Annotated in this window: 27 protein-coding genes and 1 tRNA gene; 10 read left to right on the plus strand and 18 right to left on the minus strand. The window is 63.7% G+C overall.

From position 1 onward, the window contains the following. Positions 1-485 precede the first annotated feature (485 nt). On the plus strand, positions 486-1,391 hold the full coding sequence (locus FG486_RS00005) for a haloalkane dehalogenase (RefSeq protein WP_181265971.1): 906 nt from the start codon (positions 486-488) through the stop codon (positions 1,389-1,391). A 98-nt stretch (positions 1,392-1,489) separates the two neighbouring features. Here the strand turns inward: FG486_RS00005 and FG486_RS00010 are convergent, their stop codons facing one another. The 8 genes from FG486_RS00010 to FG486_RS00045 form a co-directional block, all read right to left on the minus strand. Then, positions 1,490-1,927 carry a hypothetical protein gene (locus FG486_RS00010; RefSeq protein WP_181265972.1) on the minus strand — a complete coding sequence of 146 codons (438 nt, stop codon included), beginning with the start codon at positions 1,925-1,927 and terminating at the stop codon, positions 1,490-1,492. 227 nt (positions 1,928-2,154) lie between these two features. Continuing rightward, positions 2,155-2,358: a hypothetical protein gene (locus FG486_RS00015; RefSeq protein ID WP_066280494.1), complete on the minus strand. Its 204-nt coding sequence runs from the start codon at positions 2,356-2,358 to the stop codon at positions 2,155-2,157. Beyond that, positions 2,358-2,537, minus strand: coding sequence for a DUF4169 family protein (locus tag FG486_RS00020; RefSeq protein ID WP_181265973.1), 180 nt, complete (start codon positions 2,535-2,537; stop codon positions 2,358-2,360). The genes FG486_RS00015 and FG486_RS00020 overlap by 1 nt, the downstream gene beginning before the upstream one ends. A 2-nt stretch (positions 2,538-2,539) precedes the next feature. After that, a complete protein-coding gene (locus FG486_RS00025; RefSeq protein WP_181265974.1) occupies positions 2,540-2,803 on the minus strand; it encodes a hypothetical protein in 264 nt (87 codons plus the stop codon). Between the two features lie 9 nt (positions 2,804-2,812). After that, positions 2,813-3,361 (minus strand): VOC family protein, encoded by a 549-nt coding sequence (locus FG486_RS00030; RefSeq protein ID WP_181265975.1) that lies wholly within the window; start codon positions 3,359-3,361, stop codon positions 2,813-2,815. Further along, positions 3,358-4,461, minus strand: a complete 1,104-nt coding sequence (hppD, locus tag FG486_RS00035) for a 4-hydroxyphenylpyruvate dioxygenase (protein ID WP_181265976.1) — start codon at positions 4,459-4,461, stop codon at positions 3,358-3,360. The genes FG486_RS00030 and hppD overlap by 4 nt, the downstream gene beginning before the upstream one ends. A 152-nt stretch (positions 4,462-4,613) precedes the next feature. After that, positions 4,614-4,690 (minus strand) — tRNA-Arg (locus tag FG486_RS00040). Positions 4,691-4,756: 66 nt separating this feature from the next. Next, on the minus strand, positions 4,757-5,188 hold the full coding sequence (locus FG486_RS00045) for a (deoxy)nucleoside triphosphate pyrophosphohydrolase (RefSeq protein ID WP_181265977.1): 432 nt from the start codon (positions 5,186-5,188) through the stop codon (positions 4,757-4,759). An 89-nt stretch (positions 5,189-5,277) separates the two neighbouring features. On the opposite strand from FG486_RS00045, the gene FG486_RS00050 reads away from it, so the two are divergent. Together FG486_RS00050 and FG486_RS00055 are read left to right on the plus strand one after the other, a co-directional pair. Beyond that, positions 5,278-5,454 carry a Flp family type IVb pilin gene (locus FG486_RS00050; protein WP_082751067.1) on the plus strand — a complete coding sequence of 59 codons (177 nt, stop codon included), beginning with the start codon at positions 5,278-5,280 and terminating at the stop codon, positions 5,452-5,454. Positions 5,455-5,582: 128 nt separating this feature from the next. Next, the gene (locus tag FG486_RS00055) at positions 5,583-5,816 is read left to right on the plus strand and encodes a Flp family type IVb pilin (protein ID WP_181265978.1); all 234 of its coding nucleotides are present in this window, start codon (positions 5,583-5,585) and stop codon (positions 5,814-5,816) included. 56 nt (positions 5,817-5,872) lie between these two features. Here the strand turns inward: FG486_RS00055 and FG486_RS00060 are convergent, their stop codons facing one another. From FG486_RS00060 to FG486_RS00080, 5 genes are all read right to left on the minus strand, one after another. Next, positions 5,873-7,357: a M48 family metalloprotease gene (locus tag FG486_RS00060; protein ID WP_181265979.1), complete on the minus strand. Its 1,485-nt coding sequence runs from the start codon at positions 7,355-7,357 to the stop codon at positions 5,873-5,875. A gap of 130 nt (positions 7,358-7,487) precedes the next feature. Next, the gene (locus FG486_RS00065; protein ID WP_181266798.1) at positions 7,488-8,435 is read right to left on the minus strand and encodes an acetyl-CoA carboxylase carboxyltransferase subunit alpha; all 948 of its coding nucleotides are present in this window, start codon (positions 8,433-8,435) and stop codon (positions 7,488-7,490) included. 17 nt (positions 8,436-8,452) lie between these two features. Further along, positions 8,453-9,373 (minus strand): tyrosine recombinase, encoded by a 921-nt coding sequence (locus FG486_RS00070; protein WP_181265980.1) that lies wholly within the window; start codon positions 9,371-9,373, stop codon positions 8,453-8,455. 3 nt (positions 9,374-9,376) lie between these two features. Then, complete coding sequence (locus tag FG486_RS00075) at positions 9,377-11,206, minus strand: hypothetical protein (RefSeq protein WP_181265981.1); 1,830 nt, start codon at positions 11,204-11,206, stop codon at positions 9,377-9,379. 4 nt (positions 11,207-11,210) lie between these two features. Then, complete coding sequence (locus tag FG486_RS00080) at positions 11,211-11,420, minus strand: hypothetical protein (RefSeq protein WP_181265982.1); 210 nt, start codon at positions 11,418-11,420, stop codon at positions 11,211-11,213. A gap of 119 nt (positions 11,421-11,539) precedes the next feature. Here FG486_RS00080 and FG486_RS00085 point away from each other — a divergent pair, with 119 nt between their 5' ends. From FG486_RS00085 to FG486_RS00100, 4 genes are all read left to right on the plus strand, one after another. Continuing rightward, positions 11,540-12,064: a shikimate kinase gene (locus FG486_RS00085; RefSeq protein WP_060977017.1), complete on the plus strand. Its 525-nt coding sequence runs from the start codon at positions 11,540-11,542 to the stop codon at positions 12,062-12,064. Next, positions 12,052-13,179 carry a 3-dehydroquinate synthase gene (aroB, locus tag FG486_RS00090; protein ID WP_181265983.1) on the plus strand — a complete coding sequence of 376 codons (1,128 nt, stop codon included), beginning with the start codon at positions 12,052-12,054 and terminating at the stop codon, positions 13,177-13,179. The genes FG486_RS00085 and aroB overlap by 13 nt, the downstream gene beginning before the upstream one ends. 35 nt (positions 13,180-13,214) lie before the next feature. Then, positions 13,215-13,970 (plus strand): DUF6975 family protein, encoded by a 756-nt coding sequence (locus FG486_RS00095; protein WP_181265984.1) that lies wholly within the window; start codon positions 13,215-13,217, stop codon positions 13,968-13,970. Between the two features lie 141 nt (positions 13,971-14,111). Next, positions 14,112-14,954, plus strand: coding sequence for an AAA family ATPase (locus FG486_RS00100; RefSeq protein WP_060977003.1), 843 nt, complete (start codon positions 14,112-14,114; stop codon positions 14,952-14,954). A gap of 14 nt (positions 14,955-14,968) precedes the next feature. Here FG486_RS00100 and FG486_RS18325 read toward each other — a convergent pair whose 3' ends face one another. Together FG486_RS18325 and FG486_RS00110 are read right to left on the minus strand one after the other, a co-directional pair. Continuing rightward, positions 14,969-16,012 carry a TonB family protein gene (locus FG486_RS18325; protein WP_181265985.1) on the minus strand — a complete coding sequence of 348 codons (1,044 nt, stop codon included), beginning with the start codon at positions 16,010-16,012 and terminating at the stop codon, positions 14,969-14,971. Between the two features lie 150 nt (positions 16,013-16,162). Further along, positions 16,163-17,563 (minus strand): methyl-accepting chemotaxis protein, encoded by a 1,401-nt coding sequence (locus FG486_RS00110; RefSeq protein ID WP_181265986.1) that lies wholly within the window; start codon positions 17,561-17,563, stop codon positions 16,163-16,165. A 151-nt stretch (positions 17,564-17,714) separates the two neighbouring features. On the opposite strand from FG486_RS00110, the gene FG486_RS00115 reads away from it, so the two are divergent. Next, the gene (locus tag FG486_RS00115; protein ID WP_110300159.1) at positions 17,715-18,902 is read left to right on the plus strand and encodes a vWA domain-containing protein; all 1,188 of its coding nucleotides are present in this window, start codon (positions 17,715-17,717) and stop codon (positions 18,900-18,902) included. Positions 18,903-18,920: 18 nt separating this feature from the next. On the opposite strand, the gene pip is transcribed toward FG486_RS00115, so the two are convergent. From pip to FG486_RS00130, 3 genes are all read right to left on the minus strand, one after another. Continuing rightward, the gene (gene pip / locus FG486_RS00120) at positions 18,921-19,868 is read right to left on the minus strand and encodes a prolyl aminopeptidase (protein ID WP_338401560.1); all 948 of its coding nucleotides are present in this window, start codon (positions 19,866-19,868) and stop codon (positions 18,921-18,923) included. A gap of 14 nt (positions 19,869-19,882) precedes the next feature. Beyond that, positions 19,883-20,221 (minus strand): hypothetical protein, encoded by a 339-nt coding sequence (locus FG486_RS00125; RefSeq protein ID WP_137775513.1) that lies wholly within the window; start codon positions 20,219-20,221, stop codon positions 19,883-19,885. Between the two features lie 101 nt (positions 20,222-20,322). After that, positions 20,323-21,609, minus strand: coding sequence for a Xaa-Pro dipeptidase (locus tag FG486_RS00130; RefSeq protein WP_181265987.1), 1,287 nt, complete (start codon positions 21,607-21,609; stop codon positions 20,323-20,325). Between the two features lie 149 nt (positions 21,610-21,758). Between FG486_RS00130 and FG486_RS00135 the strand changes: the two genes are divergently transcribed. Together FG486_RS00135 and FG486_RS00140 are read left to right on the plus strand one after the other, a co-directional pair. After that, positions 21,759-22,529: a helix-turn-helix domain-containing protein gene (locus FG486_RS00135; protein WP_181265988.1), complete on the plus strand. Its 771-nt coding sequence runs from the start codon at positions 21,759-21,761 to the stop codon at positions 22,527-22,529. 72 nt (positions 22,530-22,601) lie between these two features. Further along, a complete protein-coding gene (locus FG486_RS00140) occupies positions 22,602-24,005 on the plus strand; it encodes a serine hydrolase domain-containing protein (protein WP_241695591.1) in 1,404 nt (467 codons plus the stop codon). Positions 24,006-24,098: the final 93 nt, after the last annotated feature.

A 24,098-nucleotide genomic window follows, 5' to 3' on the forward strand; every position in this document is an offset into this window, starting at 1 on the left:
TACGTGAAGGACATGCATTGGAACGACTTGACTTTAAACTGATACCCGCGGCCTTGAACTCCGCAGGACCAGGCGCCGTCGCCCACATGTCCCTTCATCTAAACCTACAATGTCAAAGATCTCACCAAGACAAAAACAGCGGACAACCAACCCTCCCCGTTCTTTCGTCCGGGGGATTGGACATCCGTATCTGTTGGCGACCGAGGAAACGTCAGTGCGTCCCCGCCGGTGGAGCGGCCTATATGGGGTGATGTGAGTCGGGTCAAACCCTTTTTGCAGATTTTTTTCAGGCAGCGGAATTTTTCCGGCCCTGGTGTGGGACCGGAGCCGCGCTGCCATGGCTGTCAGGCCTCACCCTCTCCGCGCTGGAGGCCGATGCTCCCGTAAACCCACCCCGCGGGAAACGGTTGCTAAAGCCGCGTTTGCATCCGCGCAGATATTATGTCATTCGCTATGCCATAACAACCCTGGCTTTGGGAGATGTCATGCAGGTCTTGAGAACGCCGGATGCGCGATTCGCCGCCATTCCCGATTTTCCCTTCGCAGCGCATTATGCCGAGATCGCCGACCCGACCGACGGCACCCGGCTTCGTGTGCATTATGTCGACGAAGGACCGCGTGAGGCTCCTGTCGTGCTGATGATGCATGGCGAGCCGAGCTGGTGCTATCTCTATCGCTTCATGATCGGGCCCGTGGCAGACGCCGGTTATCGCGTTCTCGCGCCCGACCTGATCGGATTCGGCAAGTCGGACAAGCTCGCGAAAAAGAGCGACTATAGCTATGCGCGCCATGTCGCCTGGATGCGCCGCTGGATCGAGAAGCTCGACCTCAGGAACATCACGCTCGCCTGCCAGGACTGGGGATCGTTGATCGGCCTCAGGCTCGTCGCGGAAATGCCCGAGCGGTTCAACGGCGTGGTACTCTCGAACGGAGGCCTGCCTGCGGGCCAGGATGCACCGCGCGCCTTCGCCATCTGGCGGGCCTTTTCCAAATACAGCCCGGTCTTCCCGATCGGCAGGATCATCGCCAAGGGCACAGAGCGCACGCTCTCCGACGCCGAGATCGCCGCTTATGACGCCCCGTTCCCCGATGGCCGCTACAAGGCGGGTGCGCGGATCTTCCCGAGCTTCGTGCCTTTGGGGCCGAATGTCGCGGTGCCCGATCAGCTGAAAGCCTGGGAGGTGCTCGACCGCTGGGAGAAGCCGTTCCTGTGCTGCTTCAGCGACCGCGACCCCATCACCCGCGGCGGCGACGCGCTGTTCGTCGGCCGCGTGCCGGGGACCAGGGGGCAGAATCACTGCACGCTGAGCGGGAGTCACTTCATCCAGGAGGACGATCCGCAGGGGTTCGTGCGGTGCATTCTCGATGTGGCGGGGCAAGCGCGGGGATAGGCTCGGTTGGCACATCGATCGACCCGATCTGCGCGGTCGCTACAAAGGTTTGAAATTGGATAGCTGAAGTCGCGTGGGGATCAGACGTTCAGGCGCTCTTATTGGAGCCAACCCTCGAACGTCGGGGCGCTACGAGAATGCTCCATGACGTGAAGAGTATGGTTACGCGCTACAATCACCCAGTGCCGAAAGTCTGTAACTGCCAATGTCCCGTTACGCTCCACCACTTCACGCAACCAGGGCGAGCCGAGAACTTCCAAAAAGGGCCAACAACCTCCGTAGGGGACAGGTTTGACCAAGGCAGGAACTTCGACCTTCATGCCGTTGAGATAGTCCGAGAATTCGTCAAACGACATGAAGGCATTAGTGTTGCTGAACGACAGAACAATCCCCTTCGTTGGGGGGTTTAGTTCAGTGGGGTAAAGACCCTGAAGAATCAGAGACCCGCTGCTGCTCCAGATAAGATTGAAAGCGCTGAGCGGCAGTTCCGGAGCGTGATCGACGGGGCTCCAGCGAATTAAGGTTGCAGTCGTCATTGAAAGCTTTTGGATGGTAAAGCCAGTGATGGCAACGGTGTCGTTTCCGGATCGAATTATCTTATCGTTAAAGGTTCACACGTCCACTACCTCCGCTCAGCCAGAGCTTGTCGAAGGCCCCGCTATATGGCCAGCGTCGGCGCGGGTCCTTCGACTTCGCGGGCTGACGCCCGCTGCTCAAGATGAATGCGGGTGGTAAGGCTTAAGATGCCAACGAAAGTCCAGCCTCACCCCTCGATCAGATCCAGATACGCCACGACATCATTGTCGGTGGCGATGAACAGGCCTTCCTGCACTTCCGCCGGTTCGAGTTCGGCGAGGCGCAGCGCTTCGGACAGTGGGCCGTAGAACAGGGTCGAGGCCGCGCCGCCCTCGGCCTCGCCATCGAGATGGTAGAGGCGGACGCTGACCTGATCGGATGTCGAGCGCATCAGTCCTGCTCCCGCTTCGCGCCGTCGATCAATCGCAACGCGCGCGCCTGCTCGCTCGCCTGGGCCACACGCTCCGCCTTGGTGCGACCGAATTTCGCGCGATTGGCCGCGGCGGTCGCCTCGTCGTGCTTGCGCCTAGCGGCCTTGCGCGCCTGGCGCAGGTTGATGATTTCGGCCACGCTCAGCCCCCCTGCCCTGCCTTTTCGGACATTTCGATGAAATCGCGCGCGAGATCGCGCTCGGAACGGTCCTCAAAGGTCTCGTCGATGTCTGGGGCCTTGCCGAAGAGGAACAGCATGCACCACAAGGCAAAGCGTTCGCCGGGCACGGTGGCGAGGCCCAGATCGACCTGCATCCGCTCAACCGCCGCCGGCACCGCCTGCGGGGCAATGGCGGCGGTATCGCGGGTGCCGAAATAGCGTTCGAGCTGGTCTTCAAAGGTCATGAACGACCCTTAGGCCGCATCGGGATCCTTGTGCAACCAATCGGCATGGCGCGGCGCCTTTTTGGTGCGGCTCCATTCGTCGAGCATCAGCGGCGCGACGCGCTTCAATTCCTCGTAATGCTCGGGCTTGCCGATATTGCAGGCGAGCTCGACGCGATGGCCATTGGGATCGAAGAAATAGATCGAGCGGAAGATGCCGTGAAAGGTTGGCCCCAGCACATCGATGCCCAGCCCCTCAATATGCGCCTTCGCCGCAAGCAGGGCGTCCATGTCGCGCACCTCGAACGCGATATGCTGCACCCATTCGGGGGTGTTGGCATCGCGGCCCATCTCGGGCTGCTGCGGCAGTTCGAAAAAGGCCAGCACATTGCCGCCGCCGCAATCGAGGAACACGTGCATATAGGGGTCATAGGCCCCGGTCGATGGCACATGGTCTTCGGAAAAGGCACTGGTATAGGTCATACCCAGCACCTTCTCGTACCATTCGACGGTCTGTTTCGCGTCCTTGCAGCGATAGGCGACGTGATGGATGCGCGACAGCGCGAAGGGCGCGGTCATTCCGCCGGTTCCTGCACCTTCAGCACGCCGCGGCGCAGCTGGTCTTCCTCGATCGACTTGAACAGGGCGGTGAAATTGCCGTTGCCGAAGCCCTCATCCTTCTTGCGCTGGATGAACTCGAAGAACACCGGGCCGATCTGCGGCTGACCGAAAATCTGCAGCAGCAGGCGCGGATCGTTGTTCTCGGTCGATCCGTCGAGCAGGATGCCGCGCGCCTGCAGTTCCGCGACCGGCTCGCCATGGCCGGGCAGACGCTCTTCGAGTGCCTCGTAATAGGTCGCCGGCGGCGGCGCCATCAGCGGCGCACCCAGCGCCTTGATGCGGTCGAGGCACGCGATCAGGTCGTCGCAGATGAAGGCGATATGCTGGATGCCCTCACCATTATAGGCACGCAGGAACTCGTCGATCTGGCCGCCGCCCTTCGCGCCTTCCTCGTTCAAGGGGATGCGGATGCGGCCGTCGGGCGCGGTCATCGCGCGGCTGGTGAGGCCGGTATATTCGCCCTTGATGTCAAAGAAGCGGATCTCGCGGAAGTTGAACACGCGCTCGTAGAACTTGGCCCAATGGTCCATGCGGCCGCCATAGACATTGTGGGTCAAGTGATCGATCATCTTGAAGCCCGCGCCGACGGGGAAGCGATCGACGTTCGGCAGATATTCGAAATCGATATCGTAGATCGACAGCGCATCGGGATTGTCGAGCGTGGCATAGCGGTCGATCAGATAGATGATCGCGCCACCGATGCCGCGGATCGCGGGAAGGCGCAGCTCCATCGGGCCGGTCCTGGTTTCCACCGGCTCCGCGCCGCGCGCCAGCGCTTCCTTATAGGCGTCGCGCGCATTCTTGACGCGAAAGCCCATGCCGCAGGCCGAAGGACCATGCTCGGCGGCGAAATAGGCTGCCGGGCTGGCGGGCTCGTAATTGGCGATCAGGTTGATATCGCCCTGCCGCCAGAGGTGGACGTCCTTCGAACGATGCTGCGCGATGCGGGTGAAGCCCATCGCGGTGAACACCGGCTCGAGCAGGCCCTTTTCGGGCGCGCAGAATTCGACGAACTCGAACCCGTCCAGGCCCAGGGGATTTTCGAAAAGGTCAGCCATTGCCGCGCACTCCTGCAGGATATCTGTTCTGCCCAAAAGATAGCCACACCCCAAACTGGTGTCAAATGAAACCATCTGATTGCGGCGAACACGCGCGCCGAAGCGGGTCCGGCAAGGCGGGCTGGATCACTGTGTATAGCGATTTTGGAAAATGGCGCGCCCGGAACGATTCGAACGTCCGACCCTCAGATTCGTAGTCTGATGCTCTATCCAGCTGAGCTACGGGCGCGTTGGAGGGCTGCCAATAGTCAGCGAAGATAGCCTTGGCAACACCTTTTTCTGCCATTTCGAAAAATCATGCACCGACCGGCTGTCCATCCAGGGATTGCGCGATGATCGCCAGGAGGGGAAGGTCTGCAGGCGGCATCGGCAGCTGGTACAATTCGTCCACCGTCGCCCAGCGCAAGGCGGTGGCGTGGAGCGCGCGCGGTTCGCCCGCCCAGACGCGGCACCGGAACAGCAAGAGGATCAGGTGGCGCTGGCCGAGCGAGGCGCTGGCAAAGGTCATCGGCTCGCACTCTTCCGGCAGAATCGCGATTCCAAGCTCCTCGGCGAGCTCGCGCGCCAGGGCCTGTTCCGGCGTCTCGCCTGGTTCGATCTTGCCGCCGGGGAACTCCCACAGCCCCGCCATCGCGGTTCCTTCGGGGCGCTGCTGCACCAGGATGCGGCCCTGGGTATCGAGCATGAGCCCCGCCACAACGGGGAAGAGTGTCGGATAATTTTCCATTGGATCGGCGCGCCTTAACTTTTTGGTAAGTCGAATTTGCAAAATTGCGAGGGGGGCAGATGGGACCCCGGCCATTTTACGGAAGCACCATGCTGCACTTTCTGACTCTCTTGGCCAGATCAAAGCGCGGCGCAACCGCAATCGAATATGGCCTGATCGTGGCCCTTATCGGCATTACCATCATCGTTTCGATGAGCTCGATGGCCAGCAAGACCATCGGGATGTGGGATTTTGTCGAGGAGAAGATCGTCCCGAAGGAAGAGTAAGTGTCGGAATTTCAGACAGCCCGGCCGCTCTTAGGAAAATGGAAAGCTTTTTGATCTAACCCCAAACCGTCCAATCTCAATTCGCCAGATCGGACGGGGAAGTGAAGACCTCGAACAGGAGACCTGACATGAAGACCATTCGCAATCTTTTCGCCGACAAGAAGGGCGCAACCGCCATCGAGTACGGCCTGATCGCCGCTCTGATCGCCGTCGCCGCGATCACCGCCATGAGCTCGCTGGGTACCAACCTGTCGAGCACCTTCAACACCGTCAGCTCGAAGCTGACCACTCAGTCGGCTGGTGGCAGCTCCGGCGGCACCAGCGGCGGCACCAGCGGCGGCAGCACCAGCACCGGTGGCTGAGCCCTGGCTCAATCGACAAGGAAGGGCGGCAGCAATGCCGCCCTTTTTTTGTGCCCTCAGTACGTTACCAGCTTGACCTTCTGCCCGGGCGCAAGCGCCGCGTTACCGGACAGGCCGTTGAGCGCCAGGAAACGCTCGACCTTCAGATCGTCATAGGCCATGCGCGCGGCCAGCCGCTGCACGGTATCGCCGCGGGCCACGGTGACCACCCGCACCCGCCGCGGCCTGATCTGCGCGGCCTCGGCGCCTGCCAGCCGCTGTACGCTCTGGAACATCGGCGCAAACGCATCGGCGCGGCCAGCCGGGGTCAGCGCCACGAAATGATAGGCCCGGTTGTTGGCAAAGGCATAGGCGAACACCGTCACATCGACGAGTTGCCGGTTGGCGTTGACGCGCGCAGTCGCATAGGCGGCGGGGATACCGTTGACCGTCGTCCGCTGCATCTGCCCATAATTGATTCGCTGATTGCTGCTGCCAAGCCCCGCAAAGGCCTGGTCGACATAGCGTGACAGGTCACCCGAATACTGGCCGAGCGTGAACTGCGCCTGAGCGGACTGACCGTTGATCGTCACCGCGCTGGTGCCGTTCTGCATGGCGAAGCCCTGAGGCACAGCGAATTTGAGGCCCAGCTCTGGATGGAGGAACTGCCGCCCCTGAACCACGCCCTGTTTCGGATCGTCGCCATAGAGCAGCCCATCGAGTCGGCTGAGAAACACGTCGCGGTTGCGTGTGCTGCCGCTGAACCTCTGCGCCACCGTCGCTGCGCGGCTGACGCGGCGCGCCGGATCGGGATGGGTGCTTGCCCATTCGGGCACCGAACGGGCATCGCCGCCCTGCGAACGCACGTCGATCGCCTGCTGCGCCGCGAGCGAAGCCAGCATCGACGACAATGCCTGCGGATCATAACCGGCCTGGCTCAGATAGCGCACGCCGAGATCGTCGGCCTCTTCTTCCTGCTTGCGCGAATATTTGAGCGTCAAAAGCTGCGAACCGGTGCCGAAAATCTGCTGGCCGATCTGGCCTGCCGCGCCGTCACCGAGCAGCACCGCCGCGCCGATCTGCCCCAGCAGGCCGATGATGCTGTTGCGTTGCGCCGCCTTCTGGCGCTTTTCCGAATGGCGCGCGGCGACATGGCCGACCTCGTGGCCCAGCACCCCGGCCAGCTCGGCCTCGTCGTTCATCAGCGCCATCAGCTGGCGCGTCACATAGACATAGCCCCCGGGAATCGCGAAGGCGTTGTTCACCGGGCTGTTCAGCAGGGTGACGGTGAAATCGTCGCGGGCATTGCCGAGACCCGACTGGACCGCAATGCCCTTGCCCACCTGCACGACATAGCTGGTCTGCGGCACCTGATAGGCCCCGCCGAATTCCTCGAGCAGCTTGGGGTGCACTTCCGCGCCCTGGCGCTTTTCCTGGGCGGTGATCGCCTGGGCCTGCATCGCCAGCGCTTCCGCCCGGGGCGCGACGGACTGGCCGATGAGCGCGATGGTGCCAGCACCAGCCGCCGCCATGATTGCCAGATGCTTGAACCGTGCCGCCATATCGCTCTCCCTTATCGTCTCCGGCCATGCCAGTTGATGCGCATCATGCCGCCAGGCACGCGCAGGATCAAATGGCGATGCCCGCACAACGATGCGATCGCCGAGCGGTTGCGACGATTTTACGTGAACGTCAGAGCGCGCCGATCGCCAGGAAGCGGGCTTCGCGCGCGGCCCTGAGTTCGGCGGGGCTCAGCTTCTTGAGGCCTTCCAGCTCCTCGCGGATGGCCTTGCACAGCTCTGCAATCGCCTGGGCCTGGTCGCGATGCGCGCCGCCGACCGGCTCCTTGACGATCCGGTCGATGACATTGAGCCGCTTGAGGTCAGCTGCGGTCACCTGCATCGCCTCGGCCGCATCCGCGGCCTTGTCGGCGGTGCGCCACAGGATCGAGGCGCAGCCTTCGGGCGAGATCACCGAATAGACGGCGTGTTCGAACATCAGCACGCGTTCGGCCGAGGCCAGCGCCACCGCACCGCCCGAGCCGCCCTCGCCGACGATCGCCGCAACCATCGGCACACCCAGCGTCAGGCAGCGTTCGGTCGAGCGAGCGATCGCCTCGGCCTGGCCGCGCTCCTCGGCCTGCACGCCGGGAAAGGCACCCGATGTATCGACCAGGGTCACCACCGGCAGGCCGAACCGGTCGGCCAGGTCCATCAGTCGGATGGCCTTGCGATAGCCCTCGGGCTTGCCCATGCCGAAATTGTGCCGGATGCGGCTTTCGGTGGTGTCGCCCTTTTCATGGCCGATCACGACGACGCGCTGCTCGCCCATCCGGGCAAAGCCGCCCATGATCGCCTTGTCGTCGGCAAAGGCGCGGTCGCCCGCCAGCGGCAGGAAATCGTCGAACATGCCCGCCACATAATGCTTGAAATGCGGCCGCGCCGGATGGCGGGCGACCTGAGTCTTCTGCCACGGGGTCAGGCCCGCATAGGTCGAGGCCAGCAGCTTGCGCGACTTGGCGGCAAGCCGTTCAATCTCGCTCTCGATATCGATCTCGCCGGTATCGGCGGTTTCACGAAGCTCGGCGATGCGCGCATCGAGCGCGGCGATCGGCTTTTCGAATTCCAGATAGCTTGTCATGCTCATGACGCAATCGCCTAGCCCTGGCGCCGCCGCTCGGCAAGATTCATCTTCGCGAGCGGATGGCGGCGGTTGACCAGCTCGACGAGGCGGCGGCTGTCGACATGGGTATAGATCTGCGTCGTCGCGATATCGGCATGGCCCAGAAAGGTCTGCAAGGTCCTGAGATCCGCGCCGCCTTCGAGCAGATGCGTGGCAAAGGCGTGGCGCAGCACATGCGGGCTGACCCGCGCGGGATCGATTCCGGCGCTGGCGGCAAATTCCTTGATCAGCTGGTAGAGCCGGATACGGCTGATATGCCCGGTGCGCGAAGGGAACAGCCAGCGCGGATTGGACGAAGGCACCGCCAACCAGCGCTGCAGCGCTTCGCGCGCGCGGCCCGATATGGGCACCAGCCGCTGCTTGCCCCCCTTGCCGGTGATCGCCAGCAGCGGCCGTCCGGCGAGCGCCGCGCTGCGCGGCAGGCCGACCAGTTCGCTGGCGCGCAACCCCGATCCGTAAAGCAGTTCCAGCAGGGCGAGCAGGCGGATGTCGGCAGCGCGCGCCTCCGGGGCGGCAGCGCGCTCCTCGGCGAGCGCGAACAGCTGCGCGATCTCGTCATGACTCAGGATCTTCGGAAGCGGGCGCTGCACCTTGGGCCGCGCCAGCATGGCCTGCGCTTTCCGGGCATCGACGCCCAGCCCCTCGTCTTCCAGGAAGGCGAAGAAGCCGCGCAACGACGAGCTCTTGCGTGCCAGGCTGCTGGCAGCGAGTGAGCGCCAGTGATGGTCGAGCGTCGCGCGCGCGGTCTCGTCGGCTTGCGCCAGCCGACCGCCCAGAATTTCGGACGCCTGTTCGAGATCGCGACGATAGGCTGCCAGTGTGTTTGCGGAAGCGCCGCGCTCGGCCGCCAACATTTCCAGGAAGCGGTCGATCAGCCGGGCGTCTTCGCTGCCCACCGATCAGGCGCGGCTGACGGCTTCGGCTGCAATCATCCGCGCTTCGGCCTGGCGTCCCACCGTGCGCAGCGCCGCCACGACATGATAGAGCTGGCGCGGGGTCATCGCCGACCAGTCATTGCCCTGCATGCCCATGCCGACCAGCAGCGTCACCAGCCCGTCATTGCCTTCAGCGGCAGCAGCGGCAATCGCGCGGGTCCAGCGGGTTTCGCCGCCGAAACCGATGCCCAGGTCCTCTGCGAGCGAATCGCGGTCGGCACTGCTCAGCCGTCCCAGCCCGGCAAGACCAGCGACCAGAAACGCGCTCTTGCGCGCCTCACTGCTCTGGTCATTGTCGAAAAAGCTGCTGACCTCGGACGCGGCGACCTGCGCGCGTCCCGGAACCGCGACCGCGAGCACCGCCCAGCCGAGGCTGCCTTCTTCCGCGACCGACCGCCAGCGCGCCGCGCTGGTGTCGAAGCCTGCCGAGACCATGGAGACGATCAGATCGTCGGCATAATCCGCCAAATCCTCCGACGGCACGACACGCGCCGCTGCATGTGCGGTCAGGATATGCGCCGAATAGCGGACAAAGGCGTTTTCCGACCGGTCCCAGAGCGCACGCATCGCGCGGACCCGGTCATCGGCATCGGTCGCGACATAGGCCGTGCGCAGCAGCGCCATCCGGTCGCGCAGCGCTTCGTCGGTGCCCGGATCGTCGAAGGTGGCGCCGTAGAGATCGACCATATCGGCGCTCGACAGCATACCCATGGCCGCCGCGACATCGGCGGCCTGCACGCGCGAGGCGAGCGGGGCCATCGGAGCGCGTGCGCGCCAAGCCTGGAAATTGCGGTCGGCGCGCGCATAGAGCGCCTCGGGCGGCTCGATCCCGGCGGTCAGCGCCAGGCCGAAGCGCCAGCGGGTGAGTTGATCGACATCATCCCATTGCACCGTGACCGCGCGCCTGCCGTTGAGGCTCGCGCCGACGATCTTCTCGGCGAGCACGACATCGATGCGGTCCATCGCACCCTGGCGGCGCGCCCGGTCGATCTGCTCGCGCGCTGCACTGCCTTCACCCGAAAAGCCCGAACATATCGCGCGGATCAGCTGCCACTGGTTGCCCTTGGCGCTCTCTCCGGCAAAGGGCAGCAGCGGGCACATGCCGAGCGGATCGGCCGACGCGACATAGCTGTCGAGCGCGACATTGAGCAGGCGCGGCGTCGCGGCCGGCGGATCGACCGCCTGCACCATGCGCACCGCGCCATCGGCCGAACCGATGCGCAGCAGCAGCGCTGCGCGTTCCGCGGCCCAGTTGGCGCCATTGAGGCCCTGCGGGGTCGCAAGTTCGCTCAGGAGGAGCTTCTGCAGGCCGAGCGAGGCCCAGCGAGACACGATGCGGCCGCTGGTCCTGCGCACCAGCGTCTGCGCATAAAGCCCACCGATATTGCCCAGCGAGGAGGCCGCAAACCCGCCATTGGCCTGAGTCAGCGGCCCGATCAGATCCAGCGAGCGCCGGGCGCTCGGCGGCAGCGACTGGGTCAGTGCAATCTGTGCTTCAAGCTCTTCCTGCAGCTTGGCGAGTTCCTCGCTCAGCTCCTCATCGGTCGGCGCATCCTGGCCGGCGAGCGTCGGCAGCGGCGCGGCCGGCAATGGCACGGCCGTGCCGGGGACCGGCGCAACTGTACGACCCGGCTCGGCAGGAGGCGGCGGCTCGGACTGCGAGGGCGCGGGCGCGGGATCGTTGAAGCCTGGCGGAAGCAGCGATTCAGGCGCCTCGTTCTGCCCGATCACTGGCGCGGAAACAAACGCCAACGCCAGCAGGCTGACACAGCCCAGCACCATCCCCCGCCGCATGAATTCAGCCCTCGGACTGGGTGGAGCCGGCAGCGGCTCCGCTCTTGGCCGCAGCAGGCAGCGGGATCGACTTTTCGACGCGCTGGGTCGGCACCTCGCCACCACGCGACCATGCCAGAGCCAGCAGACCGATCAGGGCAACTGCGATCACCACCAGAATGATCGGGCCCTTGGGCCGCCTGCGCCGTCCATAATTCTGTCCGATAATGGCCATAGCCAGGATATTCTCCGTCCAAGTCAAGATAACTTGCGCCACCGCCTAGCCTATTTATAGGCTGCGCGGCAATGCTGCAGAACCGAAAATCAGACCCTGCGCGGCTGGCCGGGGATATCATGCGATGGCTCGACCGGCCGCTGGTGCTGGTGGGGTTGATGGGCGTGGGAAAGTCGACGGTCGGCAAGCGGCTGGCAAACGATCTTGGCATCGGCTTTGTCGATGCCGACGAGGAGATCGAGAAGGCCGCGCACATGACCATTGCAGAGATTTTCGAGCGTTTTGGCGAGCCCTATTTCCGCGATGGCGAGCGCCGGGTGATTTCACGGCTGATCGACGGACAGCCGCGCGTGATCGCCACCGGCGGCGGCGCGTTCATGAACGAGGAGACGCGTGCGCTCATCCTGTCGGGTGCCATCGCGATCTGGCTCGATGCCGATATTCGCACGCTGGTCGAGCGAGTCAGCCGGCGCAATACCCGGCCGCTGCTGCGCAACGGCAATCCGGCCGAGGTGCTCACCCGCCTGGCCGAACAGCGCAATCCCATCTATGCGGAGGCACAGATCCATGTGCGCAGCAAGGATGGGCCGCACCACCGCACCGTTACAGCAATATTGGAAGGACTGGCCCGATGGCACGGCTGAATATCGCGCTGGGCCAGCGCAGCTATGACATTCTGGTGGAGGCCGGTGCGCTTGCCCAGATCGCTGGGCATATCGCACCATGGACGCGCCGCGGGCGGACGCTCTGGATCAGCGATTCCCACGTCGCCGCACATCACTGGCCGCGCATCGAGGCGCAGCTCGCCAGCGCCGGCGTCGAGGCGCATCTGCATATCGTTCCGGCGGGCGAAGCGAGCAAGAGCTGGTCAGAACTGGCGCACCTGATCGACTGGCTGCTCGCGATGGGCGTGGAGCGCAGCGACACCATCTTCGCACTGGGCGGCGGCATGATCGGCGACCTGACCGGTTTTGCCGCCTCGATCGTGAAACGCGGCTGCGATTTCGTGCAGGTACCGACGACTCTGTTGGCGCAGGTCGACAGTTCGGTCGGCGGAAAGACCGCGATCAACACCACAGCGGGCAAGAATCTGGTGGGCACCTTCCACCAGCCAAAATTCGTGCTGATCGATCCGCAGGTGCTGGGCACCCTGCCCTCGCGCGAGATGCGCGCTGGCTATGCCGAGGTCGTCAAATACGGGCTGATCGACGATGCGCCGTTCTTCGACTGGTGCGAAGCGAACGGACGGGCCGTACTGGCGCAGGATTGCGCTTCGCTGGAGCATGCGATCGTCACCTCCGTCGCCGCCAAGGCGCGGATCGTCGGCGAGGACGAGCGCGAAACGAAGGACCGGCGTGCGCTGCTCAACCTTGGCCACACCTTCGGCCATGCGCTCGAGGCTGATACCGGCTTTGGCGAGCGGCTGCTGCATGGCGAGGCGGTCGGAGTCGGCATGGTGCTGGCGCTGCGGTATTCGGCGCGGCGCGGTCTGTGCGAAACGCGCGATGCTGACCGGGTCGCAGCGCATCTGGCAGCCTGCGCCATGCCGGTGACGCTTGCCGATGCTGGTGTCACCGCAGATGGCAATGCGCTGGTCGACCATATGCGCCACGACAAGAAGATGTCGGGCGGCACCCTGCCCTTCCTGCTGCTGCGCGGGATCGGCAGCACCTTCGTCGCGCATGATGTCGAACTAGACGACGTGGCGCAATTCCTCGACGAACAGCACCGCGTGGCCGCACCGGCGCCGTCCTTGTAAACCTTCTCTTTAGGACGATGCGCTAGAAGGCGGGCGTGGGGGCAGACCGCGCGTCTGCCTGCCACACCTTTGCCTCGAGCCAGCGGAGCCTTGAACGCGTGTCGTTTATCCAGCCAGGAGCCTTTGATCGCGCCCAGCCCGAGGCGGCTCCGCCGCGCTCGCTGGAAGCCGCGCTCGCTCTGGGCATGAGCGACACCCATGTGTTTGTCGCGCGTCTGGCGGATCGAGTCGCCCCGGCGCGGCCGATGGACCTGGCCGATGCCGCCCATTTCCTGTGCCTGCTTCACGGCCGCTATCCTGGCCTGATCGATTATGCCGCGACGCGCAGCGCCGATCCGCAGGTCGGCAAATGGCTCGCGCGGGCGTGCGAGGCCTTTGTCGGCGAACGCGCGCTGCTCACCAAGCTCACCGTCGCCGCCGGGCCGATCACGAGCACGCCGGGACAGGACAAGTGCACGCCGGCGATCATCAACCTGCGCGGCGCGCTCAATGCGCTGTCCCAGTCGGACCGGCAGGGCTGCGCGCTGGGTGCAGCCTTTGCCCTGGTGCTCGATTGGCATATCATCCGTGACGTGCTCGACGTTATCGCCCAGCGGACCGGTCTCGAGCCGCGCCCCTCCACCCTGCCCTCGCGCGAGGAGACTCTGGACCTGGCGGCCATGATCGGCAGCGACCGCTCCATCGGTCGCGCGATGGGCTTCGGCGCATCGCAGATGCTGGTACAGCACCGCACCTTCTGGGACATGCTGGCCGATCGCGCCGAAGCGCGCCGTCAGCAGGACGGGCTCTGATCCGCAAAGCGCCAGCGCTCGGCAGTACCAGACTGACGCAAACGTAAACGTAAAGTCGAAATCGCTGTCGCGGCTTGCCAAGCCCGCGCAAGCCCCTTATCGCTTAAACGCACAGTTAATAGCGGCAGGAAGGCGAGGCTCATGCGTTTTGAAGGCACCAGCGACTATGTTGCAACCGACGACCTCAAGGTAGCGGTCAATGCCGCGGTTGCGCTGCGCCGCCCATTGCTGGTCAAGGGCGAGCCCGGCACCGGCAAGACCGTGCTGGCACACCAGATCGCGGCAGCTGCCAATGCCCCGCTGATCGAATGGAATATCAAGTCGACCACCAAGGCGCAGCAGGGCCTGTACGAATATGACGCGGTCGCCCGCCTGCGCGACGGCCAGCTGGGCGACGAGCGCGTCCACGACATCGCCAACTATATCAAGAAGGGCAAGCTGTGGGAGGCTTTCACCTCGCCCCAGCTGCCGGTGCTGCTGATCGATGAGATCGACAAGGCCGATATCGAGTTCCCCAACGACCTGCTGCAGGAACTCGATCGGATGGAATTCTACGTCTACGAGACCAAGGAACTGGTGAAGGCGCAGGAGCGTCCGATCGTCGTCATCACCTCGAACAACGAGAAGGAACTGCCCGACGCGTTCCTGCGCCGCTGCTTCTTCCACTATATCAAGTTCCCCGATCGCGAGACGATGCAGGCGATCATCGACGTGCACTTCCCCGGCATCCAGAAGATCCTGGTGCAGAAGGCGCTCGAGATCTTCTACGATGTGCGCGAAGTCCCCGGTCTCAAGAAGAAGCCCTCGACCAGCGAGCTGCTCGACTGGCTGAAGCTGCTGCTGCACGAGGACATGCCGCTGGAAGTGCTGCAGTCGCGCGACCCCAGCAAGGCGATCCCGCCGCTGCACGGCGCGCTGCTCAAGAACGAGCAGGACGTAATGCTGTTCGAACGCCTCGCCTTCATGGCGCGCCGCAACAGCTGATCTTCGGACCTTTGTCAGGGTGCGGTTTCGGCCTTGTCCGGTTCCATCGCGAACCGCACCCGTTCGACGCAGCCGACTGCGCCTGTCCCTGCCTTCACTCGCGCAGACCGCAACACCACCGTCGCCTGGGTCCCGAAATCTGCGCTCGGCTGGCTGGCCTTGACCTGTACATTGTTGATTTCACCCCAGGGGGCGACATCATAGGTCACCACCGCCCATCCCTCGATAGCCCGGCGACGATAGGGCTCGGGAAAGCGCAAAACAGGCGGGGTTGCCCAATCGCGACGCTCGGGGCAGGTCGAGTTTGCAGGCCGAAATTCATCTTCTTCAGGTAGCGCGGGTGCAGACAGCGTGCCGGCAGATCGCCAATAGGCGAAGCGGCACCCCGTAAATGCGCCAGACCAGTATCGTGTCTCGGTCGTGGCTGCCCGGCTGGCCTCATCGAGCGCAGCATTGCCCGAACTGGCAAGCGTCTCGACATTGATCGAGCCTCCATCCTGTCCGACGTCATAGCCCACCATCGACCAGTCCCGGACGCCAGGTTCCGCAGGGATCGCGCGAAAATTCGGAAATGCCCGGTTGCGCAGGCCCGCCATCGAGTCGCCCTTGCATGTTCCGGTTTCATAAATACGTTTCCAGGCCTCGGGAGGTAGAGGACCGGAGACCGGATTGGCAGCATATGCCATCAGCGCCGATAGCGGCGCATCATCGATCGCCGTCAGTTGAGGCGAATAGACGATCGTGCAGCCCGTTTTCGCCTGGCCCGGCCTGAACCGGGTGGCGGCCAGCGCCGGTCCCAGATCATCCGCTATGCCAAAGGGGATCGCCGCATCCCCCTTGCGAATGGCCAGGGGCCTACCATTGGCGTCTATGTCGAATGTAAAACTGACAGGCGCGTACTTTGCGCTGTTGGGGTAGACCCTCTGCAGCCAGGGTCGCTCGATCCGAACGACACTCGCAGCCGTGCCTCCGCAGTTCACATCCCCTGGCGTCCACGATAGCAGCGATGCGGCAGCGGGAGCAGGTGACGGCGCAATCACGATCGGCGGTGGCGGCACCGCGACGGCAGATGGCAAGGGCAAGGCGAGCGCGAAAAGTCTGATCATGCCCGGAAGGGTGCCACGCCCGACGTTGATTGACGAGCGTTCTCATGCGTCCGGCCGCGTAGAATGCGGCGAGATGAAACCGCTCTGGCGGCAGTTCATGGTTCAGCGGATATAAGCCAGCTCGAAATTGCCCCAGTAGCGGCCCTTGATCCACAGCGGCACGAAGATGTTGCGCAGGATGCAGCCGTCGCTGGCGGTCGGCTCGAAGCGATAGACCGCGGCGTAATAGCGGTCGTGCTTGTGCGCGATGGCGCCCATGGTGGTATGGTCGAGAACGATCATCCGGTTGCGGCAATGTGCGGCGTCATGCTGGTGATCGCCGGTCGGCTGATGCGAACGCTCGCTGATATGGGTCGGCAGATAGCCGTCCTCGTTCGATATCACCGCACCATAGGCATGGTTGTCCTGGCCCCAGAAGCGGTCGAGAATCGGGCGGATGCGTGCGTCGGCAAAGTCGTTGAACCGGTTGTCGAAACGGTTCAGGCCAGGTTCGCCGCGCGGGCGATAATCGCGGTCGAAGACATCCGCCTCGGTGATCTGACCTCCATCGATCGCTGCCTCGATAAGGTCCCTGATCTCGTCGCAGGTCGAGACCGCCAGTTCGACAAAGGGATTGTCGCGGTGCGACAGCCCGGTGTGGAGCAGCTGGTTGAAGACGACATTGGACAGCCCTTCGAGCGCATTGCTCTGGCTGAGCGCATCGTCGAGCTGGTTGCTGCACCCGGCGACATCTTCCATGAAGACGAACAGATTGTCGCACAGTTCGCCCGTATCGGATCGAACGCCGGTGCTCGAATCGGCGATCGCATCCTCCTTTGCAGCGACTTCGCGCATCATGTTGCCTGCCTGGCGGATGGTGACGTCGATCGTTTCCAGGTGCCGCTGCGCGCTGCGGCTCTGCTCGACACCCCTTTCGACCTGCGCCATGAAATGCCCGGCCTCGGTGCTGAGCGAATGCATCGTCCCGGCGATCCGGTCCGTGACCTGGCGCGTGTCCTGCGCCAGCTTCTTCACCTCGGCAGCGACGACGGCGAAGGTCGCGCCGGCGGCGCCAGCGCGTTCGGCCTCGATCGCGGCGTTGAGCGCGAGCATGTTGGTTGAGCGCGCGATCGCATCGATCGTCCGGCTGGCCAGGATCACGTCGTCCATCGCATGGGCAAAGCGCTTGACGTCTTCCCCGAGGCCCTGGATCAGCGAGATCAGATCGTGCAGCTCGAGCGCCGAGACCTGCATGGTATCGGAACCCTCGGCAAGGTTGCGATAAGCCGCCTTGCTCATTTCGCGGGCGCTTGTGGTCGCGACGACCACCTGCTCCTGCTCCTGTGCCAGGTTGCGCGCGATCTGTTCGAGATAGGATCGCTTTTCGCCGAGCAGGGCCATGCGATCGCGAACCGCCGTGACGATCCCGCCGACCCGCGATGCACCAATAACCGATTCGCCGCAGCTTTCCGCCATTTGCTGGACGGCATCGCTGTCTGGCGGAATAATGCGATGCTGCTCCATCAGGGACCTTTGCACTGGCGTGATGGCATGACGTAACGGCTTATGGTTAAGGCCGGGTAAAACGCGCGCCGTGACGCTTCGCGCTTGCCAGACGAGCTGACTGCGGGCATCGTTCAAGGCTGACGGAAACGGAAAGCAGCAGGGACCCGCGATGTTCTTTTCTTTCATGGACGAATTGCGCAGCGCCGGCATATCGGTGTCGCTCAAGGAACATCTCATCCTGCTCGAAGCGCTCCATGCGCAGGTCATCGAACAGAGCCCGGAGGAATTCTATTATCTCTCCCGCGCGACACTGGTGAAGGACGAAGGCCTGCTCGACCGGTTCGACCAGGTCTTTGCCAAGGTGTTCAAGGGCCTGGAGATGACCTTCCAGGGCAATGACAGCGCCACCATTCCCGAGGATTGGCTGAAGGCGGTGGCCGAGAAGTTCCTCTCCGAAGAGGAGATGGAGAAGATCAAGTCGCTTGGGTCCTGGGAAGAGATCATGGAGACTCTGAAGAAGCGGCTCGAGGAGCAGGAAAAGCGCCACCAGGGCGGCAACAAGTGGATCGGCACCGGCGGCACCAGCCCGTTCGGCAATGCGGGCTACAATCCCGAAGGCGTGCGCATCGGCGGCGAAAGCAAGCACAAGCGCGCGATCAAGGTCTGGGAAAAGCGCGAGTACCAGAATCTCGATTCGACCCGTCAGCTGGGCACCCGCAACATCAAGGTCGCGCTCCGCCGCCTGCGGCGTTTCGCGCGCGAGGGATCGGCGGACGAGCTCGATATCGACGGCACCATCGACGGCACCGCGCGCCAGGGCTGGCTCGACATCCGCATGCGGCCCGAGCGGCACAATGCGGTCAAGCTGCTGCTGTTTCTCGATGTCGGCGGGTCGATGGACCCGTTCATCAAGCTGTGCGAGGAGCTGTTCTCCGCCGCGACGACCGAATTCAAGAATCTCGAATTCTTCTATTTCCACAACTGCCTGTATGAAGGCGTGTGGAAGGACAACCGCCGCCGCTTTACCGAGCGGACCAACACCTGGGACATCCTGCACAAATACGGGCATGACTATAAGGTGATCTTTGTCGGCGATGCCTCGATGAGCCCGTACGAGATCAGCCATCCGGGGGGATCGGTCGAGCATTTCAACGACGAGGCCGGCGCGGTGTGGATGCAGCGCGTGGTCAACACCTATCCCGCCGCCGCATGGCTCAACCCGGTGCCCGAGAACCAGTGGGGCTATTCGCAATCGGTGCGGATGATCAAGGACCTGATGAAGGACCGCATGTATCCTCTGACGCTCGAAGGGCTGGACGATGCGATGCGCGAGCTGGTGCGCAAGCACGGCAACTGAGCGGGCGCGGGCGAACGCTCAGGCCTTGCCCGCGTAACGATCGGTCGCTGCAATCAGCTGGTCGAGGATGCCGGGCTCGGAATAGGCATGCCCGGCCCCTTCGATCAGGTGGAAATCCATGTGCGGCAATGCCTTGTGCAGCGCCCAGGCATAATGGGCCGGGCACGGCATGTCGTAGCGGCCATGCACGATCGTCCCCGGGATACCGCTCAACCTCGATGCATTGCGCAACAGCTGCTCGGGCTCGAGCCAGCAGCCATTGACGAAATAGTGGGTCTCGATCCGCGCGAAGGCGAGCGCATAATGCCCGTCGTCATGCTGCTCGGTAAGCCTCGGATCGGGAAGCAGCGTGACCGTCTCCCCCTCGTACAGGCTCCAGGCACGGGCGGCCACGACCTGCAGCTCCGGATCGTCACCGGTGAGTCTGCGGTGATAGGCTGCGAGCATATCGTCACGCTCGTCCTCGGGAATCAGCGCCGTGAACCGCTCCCACTTGTCCGGGAACATCTGCGAGACACCGAACTGGTAGAACCAGTCGAGCTCGGGCTTGGTGCACATATAGATTCCGCGCAGCACGAGCTGCGAAACGCGGCTGGAGTGCGTCTGCGCATAGGCGAGTGCCAGCGTCGATCCCCAAGACCCGCCGAACACCAGCCAGTCGGGAGCGCCCACCATCTCGCGCAGCCGCTCGATATCGGCGACGAGGTGCCAGGTGGTATTGGCATGCAGCGCGGCATGGGGCGTCGAACGCCCGCACCCGCGCTGGTCGAAAAGCAGCACATCGTAAAGCGCTGGATCGAACAGCCGCCGATGGTCGGGCGAGCAACCGCCGCCCGGACCGCCGTGGAGGAACACCGCAGGCTTGGCGCCTGGCGTGCCGACCCGCTCCCAATAGACTTGGTGGCCGTCACCTGTATCCAGCAGGCCGCTGGCATAGGGCTCGATCGGCGGGTAGAGCGTTCGCACCGGGCGCAGAGCCCTTACTGCTTGCCGTGCCGGGTGTTGCTCGCGAGATAATCGCCGTAGCTGCCGACATAGCTGTCGATGATCATCTGCGTCTCTTCATTGGCATAGCTTTCGGCCTCAGCCTTCTTGCCGCCATATTGCATCTCGGCCTTGACCATCAGGTCGATCAGCTTGGTCTTTTCCGCAGAGCAGGCCGATGCCGATTCCTTGGTGAAATCGGACTGCGCCTTTTTCGCGTCCAGGCTCTCGTTGGTGAACTTGGTCAGGCAGTCGTTGAACTCCTTGCGGGCGGTATCGACCGGATCCGCAGCAGCCATGGTCATTGCCATGGCGATCATCGCAGTGAGACTCATGCTCTTCTCCCCAGAAAGCAGATTGTGCGCAGCAATTAGCACTCCGCCTGCCCGCGCGAAAGCGGATTTGCGCCAATGTTGCGGCAATTTACCGCATAAATTCAGCGAATCCGAACGCCGCCCTGGACTACCGCATCGACGCTTTCCAGCTCGCGCACATTGGCAAGCGGATCGCCATCGACCGCAACAATATCAGCGAAGCGGCCTACGGCAATCGCGCCGACATCCTGCGATTTACCGAGCGCCTCGGCGGCATTGAGCGTGGCTGCACGGATGGCCTCGAGCGGCGTCATGCCATATTCGACCATGACCTTGAACTGCCCCCCGGCGGTGGCGTGCGGCATCACGCCGGCATCGCTGCCGAACACCATCTTCACGCCCGCGCGGTGCGCCTTGCGGAAATTGTCGCGCTGGATCTGAGCCACTTCACGGTCTTTGCGCAGATTGTCCTCGAGCACACCGTTCTTCGCGCCCTCGGCCTGGGTATAGTCGGTGTTGAAGATATCCATCGAGAACCAGACCGGCTGCTTGCGTTCGGCCGCGAGACGGATCCCCTCGTCATCGACCAGGCTGGCATGCTCGATCGTGTCGATCCCGGCGCGGATCGCCGCCTTGATGCCCGCGGCACCATGTGCATGCGCCGCGACGCGAAGGCCCCATTGATGCGCCTCGTCGGCAATCGCGCGCAGTTCCTCTTCGGACAGCTGCTGCTGGCCCGGTTCGGTATTGCGCGAGAACACGCCGCCTGTGGCGCAAACCTTGATCACCTCGGCGCCATATTTGCGCTGCTCGCGCACCTTTTGGCGCAGCTCGACCGGACCGTCGCCCACCGCAGGCGATTTGGCCGCAAACGAAGGCGGCAGATAGGTCTGGTCGCAATGCCCGCCGGTCGCGCCGAGCGCATGCGCCGCCGGCACGATGCGCGGCCCCACCGCCCAGCCCTCGCCGATCGCCTGCTTGAGCGCGACATCGTTATAGCCCTCGGACCCGACATTGCGCACGGTCGTAAAGCCTGCCTCGAGCATCGCGCGCGCATTGGCGGCAGCGACGAAGCTCCAGAAACGATCGGTGAACTGAAGGTTGTTATAGCCGCCATAGGTGGGCGAGCTGTCCAGATGCACATGCATGTCGATCAGCCCCGGCAGCAGCGTCTTGCCCGACAGGTCGATATGCTCGACGTCCGACCCCCAGCGTACCGTGCGCGCATCGGCGATCGAGGTAATGCGGCCGTTTTCCACGAAGATCGCGGGATATTCGGTGACCTTGCCGGTGACGACGTCGACCATCTTCGCCGCCGTAATCACCGAACGCTGCGGTGCTTCCTGCGCCGATACGGTGACAGCCGACGCGGCCAGTGCCGCGACGATCGAGAGAACGGATTTCTTCATGTCAGACCCCCTTGCCGCGCGTTCGCGGCGTTGTTCGTTTCACACGATTACAAGGCCTTGAGTGACAGGCAAGCGAAACCCTCGGCCTTGCCCCTTCCACAAATTTTTTGGGGTGGCCGTGCCCTTGAGCGGGGCCTAGCATCGTGGCCATGGATACGCCCCTGCCCGATCTGCCCTGGTCGTTGACCGAGAAGGAAAAGCAGACATTGCGGCTGATCGTCTGCGGCCATGACGCCAAGTCGATCGCGCGCGAACTGAACCTTTCGGTGCACACGATCAACGAACGGTTGCGTGAAGCGCGGCGCAAGATGGCGGTCTCGAGCAGCCGCGAGGCAGCGCGCTTGCTGCACCAGGCCGAGGATGGCGCAGCGCCCCCCAAAAGGCTTGGGGACATGGTAATCGGGGAGGCGCTTCAAGGCACTTCGGGCGATCATGGTGCCGCGCCGCAGCCCGGCGTCGGTGCGCCACTGAGGCGCCGCCGCCTGATGATAGGAGCGTTTGCCATGACCCTGGCCCTTGGACTGATCGCCTTTGCCACGCTTCCCCTGATCACCGCCACCAGCGCCACCGCCGAGCCCGCTGGGCCTGTGGCCGACCAGCAGGTGGTCGATGCCGCGCGCCAGTTCCTCGCGCTCGTGGAGCAGAAGAAATGGGCGGAAAGCTATGCCGCCACCGGAAGCGCCTTCCGCCAGCTCAACACGCTGCAGGTCTGGTCCGAGGTGTCCGAGCAGGTCCATGCTCGCTACGGCAAGGCGGTGTCGCGCACCCTGCTTGCCCATGACAACCTCCCTGCCCCGCCCTCAGGCTATGAGGTGGTCAAGTTCCGCACGGTCTATGCCAACAAGGCCGAGGCGGTGGAGACGGTGACACTGGATCGCGAGGATGGCAGGTGGGTCGTAGTGGGTATTACGGTCGGGTGACACCGCGCCATCCTGCCCCTTTGCCAGCAACCCAGCCCAACCGTCCCTGAAGGGGAATTCGCCTTGTTCAAGATGATCACGCCCATGCTGGCGGCCCTTGTGCTTGCCTCAAGCTCTTGTCCGATAGCGGCGCAGGACCTGCCACTGCATGCCTCAGCCCACCCCACGACATCTCTCGACGCTGCCTTCCATGCCTGGCTCACGGCCATCAACAGCGGCAATCGCGCCGAAATCCAGGCATTCTATCGTCAGCATGCCGATGACCCGAACCCGCTCTTCGCGCTCGAACAGGCAGAAGACAGCTGCGGCTTTGAAGTCGACCATTTCAAGGCCAAGACCTCGACCAGCATGGAGGTGCTGCTCCGCCAGAAATGCCTGCCCGGACTGCAAAGGCTGAAACTGGCTGTTGCGAATGCCGGCGATTCAAAGCTGAAGACCCTTGATCTGCGGCCCATGCCCCTGCCCGATAATGGAGCAATCCAGGCAACGCGGCTGGTTGCGGACCGGCTTGCCCAGCGCGGCGAATTTGCTGGCGCGATTATCGTCGAGCGCGAAGGAAAAAGGCTGTTCGCGGCCAGTTGGGGCGAGGTGCGGCCGGGGAGCGGCAGGGCCATCACATTGGACACGCCCATGCTGCTGGCCTCATCCGGCAAGATGTTCACTGCGGTCAGCATCCTGCAGCTTGTGGCGGCGGGCAAGGTCGAGCTGGATGCTCCCATCGGGCGCTATCTGACCGAATATCCCAATGCCGAAATGGCAAAGGTCACGATCCGGCAGCTTCTCAATCATCGCGGTGGCGCGGGAGATATCGGCATATTGGGCCGCGATGAGGGCGCAAACCGTGCGCGGGTCCGCACCTTGGCAGAGATGATTCAGCTCAATGGCGGGCGTCCCCCCGAATTTCCGCCGGGGAGCAAGACCGAATATTCCAATTACGGTTTCATCTTGCTGGGAGCGGTGATCGAGCGCGTATCGGGAATGGCATATGCGGATTACGTGCAAGCCCATATCTTTGCACCCGCCGGGATGGCGCATAGCGGCTTTCCGGATCGCGACCATCTGGATGAGGTGCCGCTGGGCTTCACCCGCTATTTTGGCGAGCAGGACGCGAAAGTGCCCAATACCGATACGCTCCCCTGGCGCGGATCGGCAGCGGGTGGAGGGGTTGCCAGCGCGAACGACATGGCACTGTTCTTCGAGACTCTCCCCACGGGCAAGCTTCTACCGCCCGAACTGTTGAAGCTGGCAACCATGGCGGGCGACACGCCCTGGTATGGCCTGGGCTTCGTCGTGAATTCCGGGTCGGAGGCGAGCTGGGGGCATGGCGGGACTGCCTATGGCATGGACGTGGCGGTTCATCATTACGCGACGATCGACACGACATTCATCTGCCTTGGGGCCAACGATATGGTGTGCAACCGGCTGATATTCGCATGGTTCCTGCGCACTTTCCCGCCGGGCGACCAAGACGACTGAACTACAGCGACCGAAGTCGCCGGATCATCATGTACCTGCTATCACCCGGCGGGACAGCCAGGAGGTTCGCGCCGTCCGCCGGCTATGAGGTGG

It is taken from the genome of Blastomonas ursincola (assembly GCF_013607875.1).
Lineage (GTDB): Bacteria > Pseudomonadota > Alphaproteobacteria > Sphingomonadales > Sphingomonadaceae > Blastomonas > Blastomonas ursincola.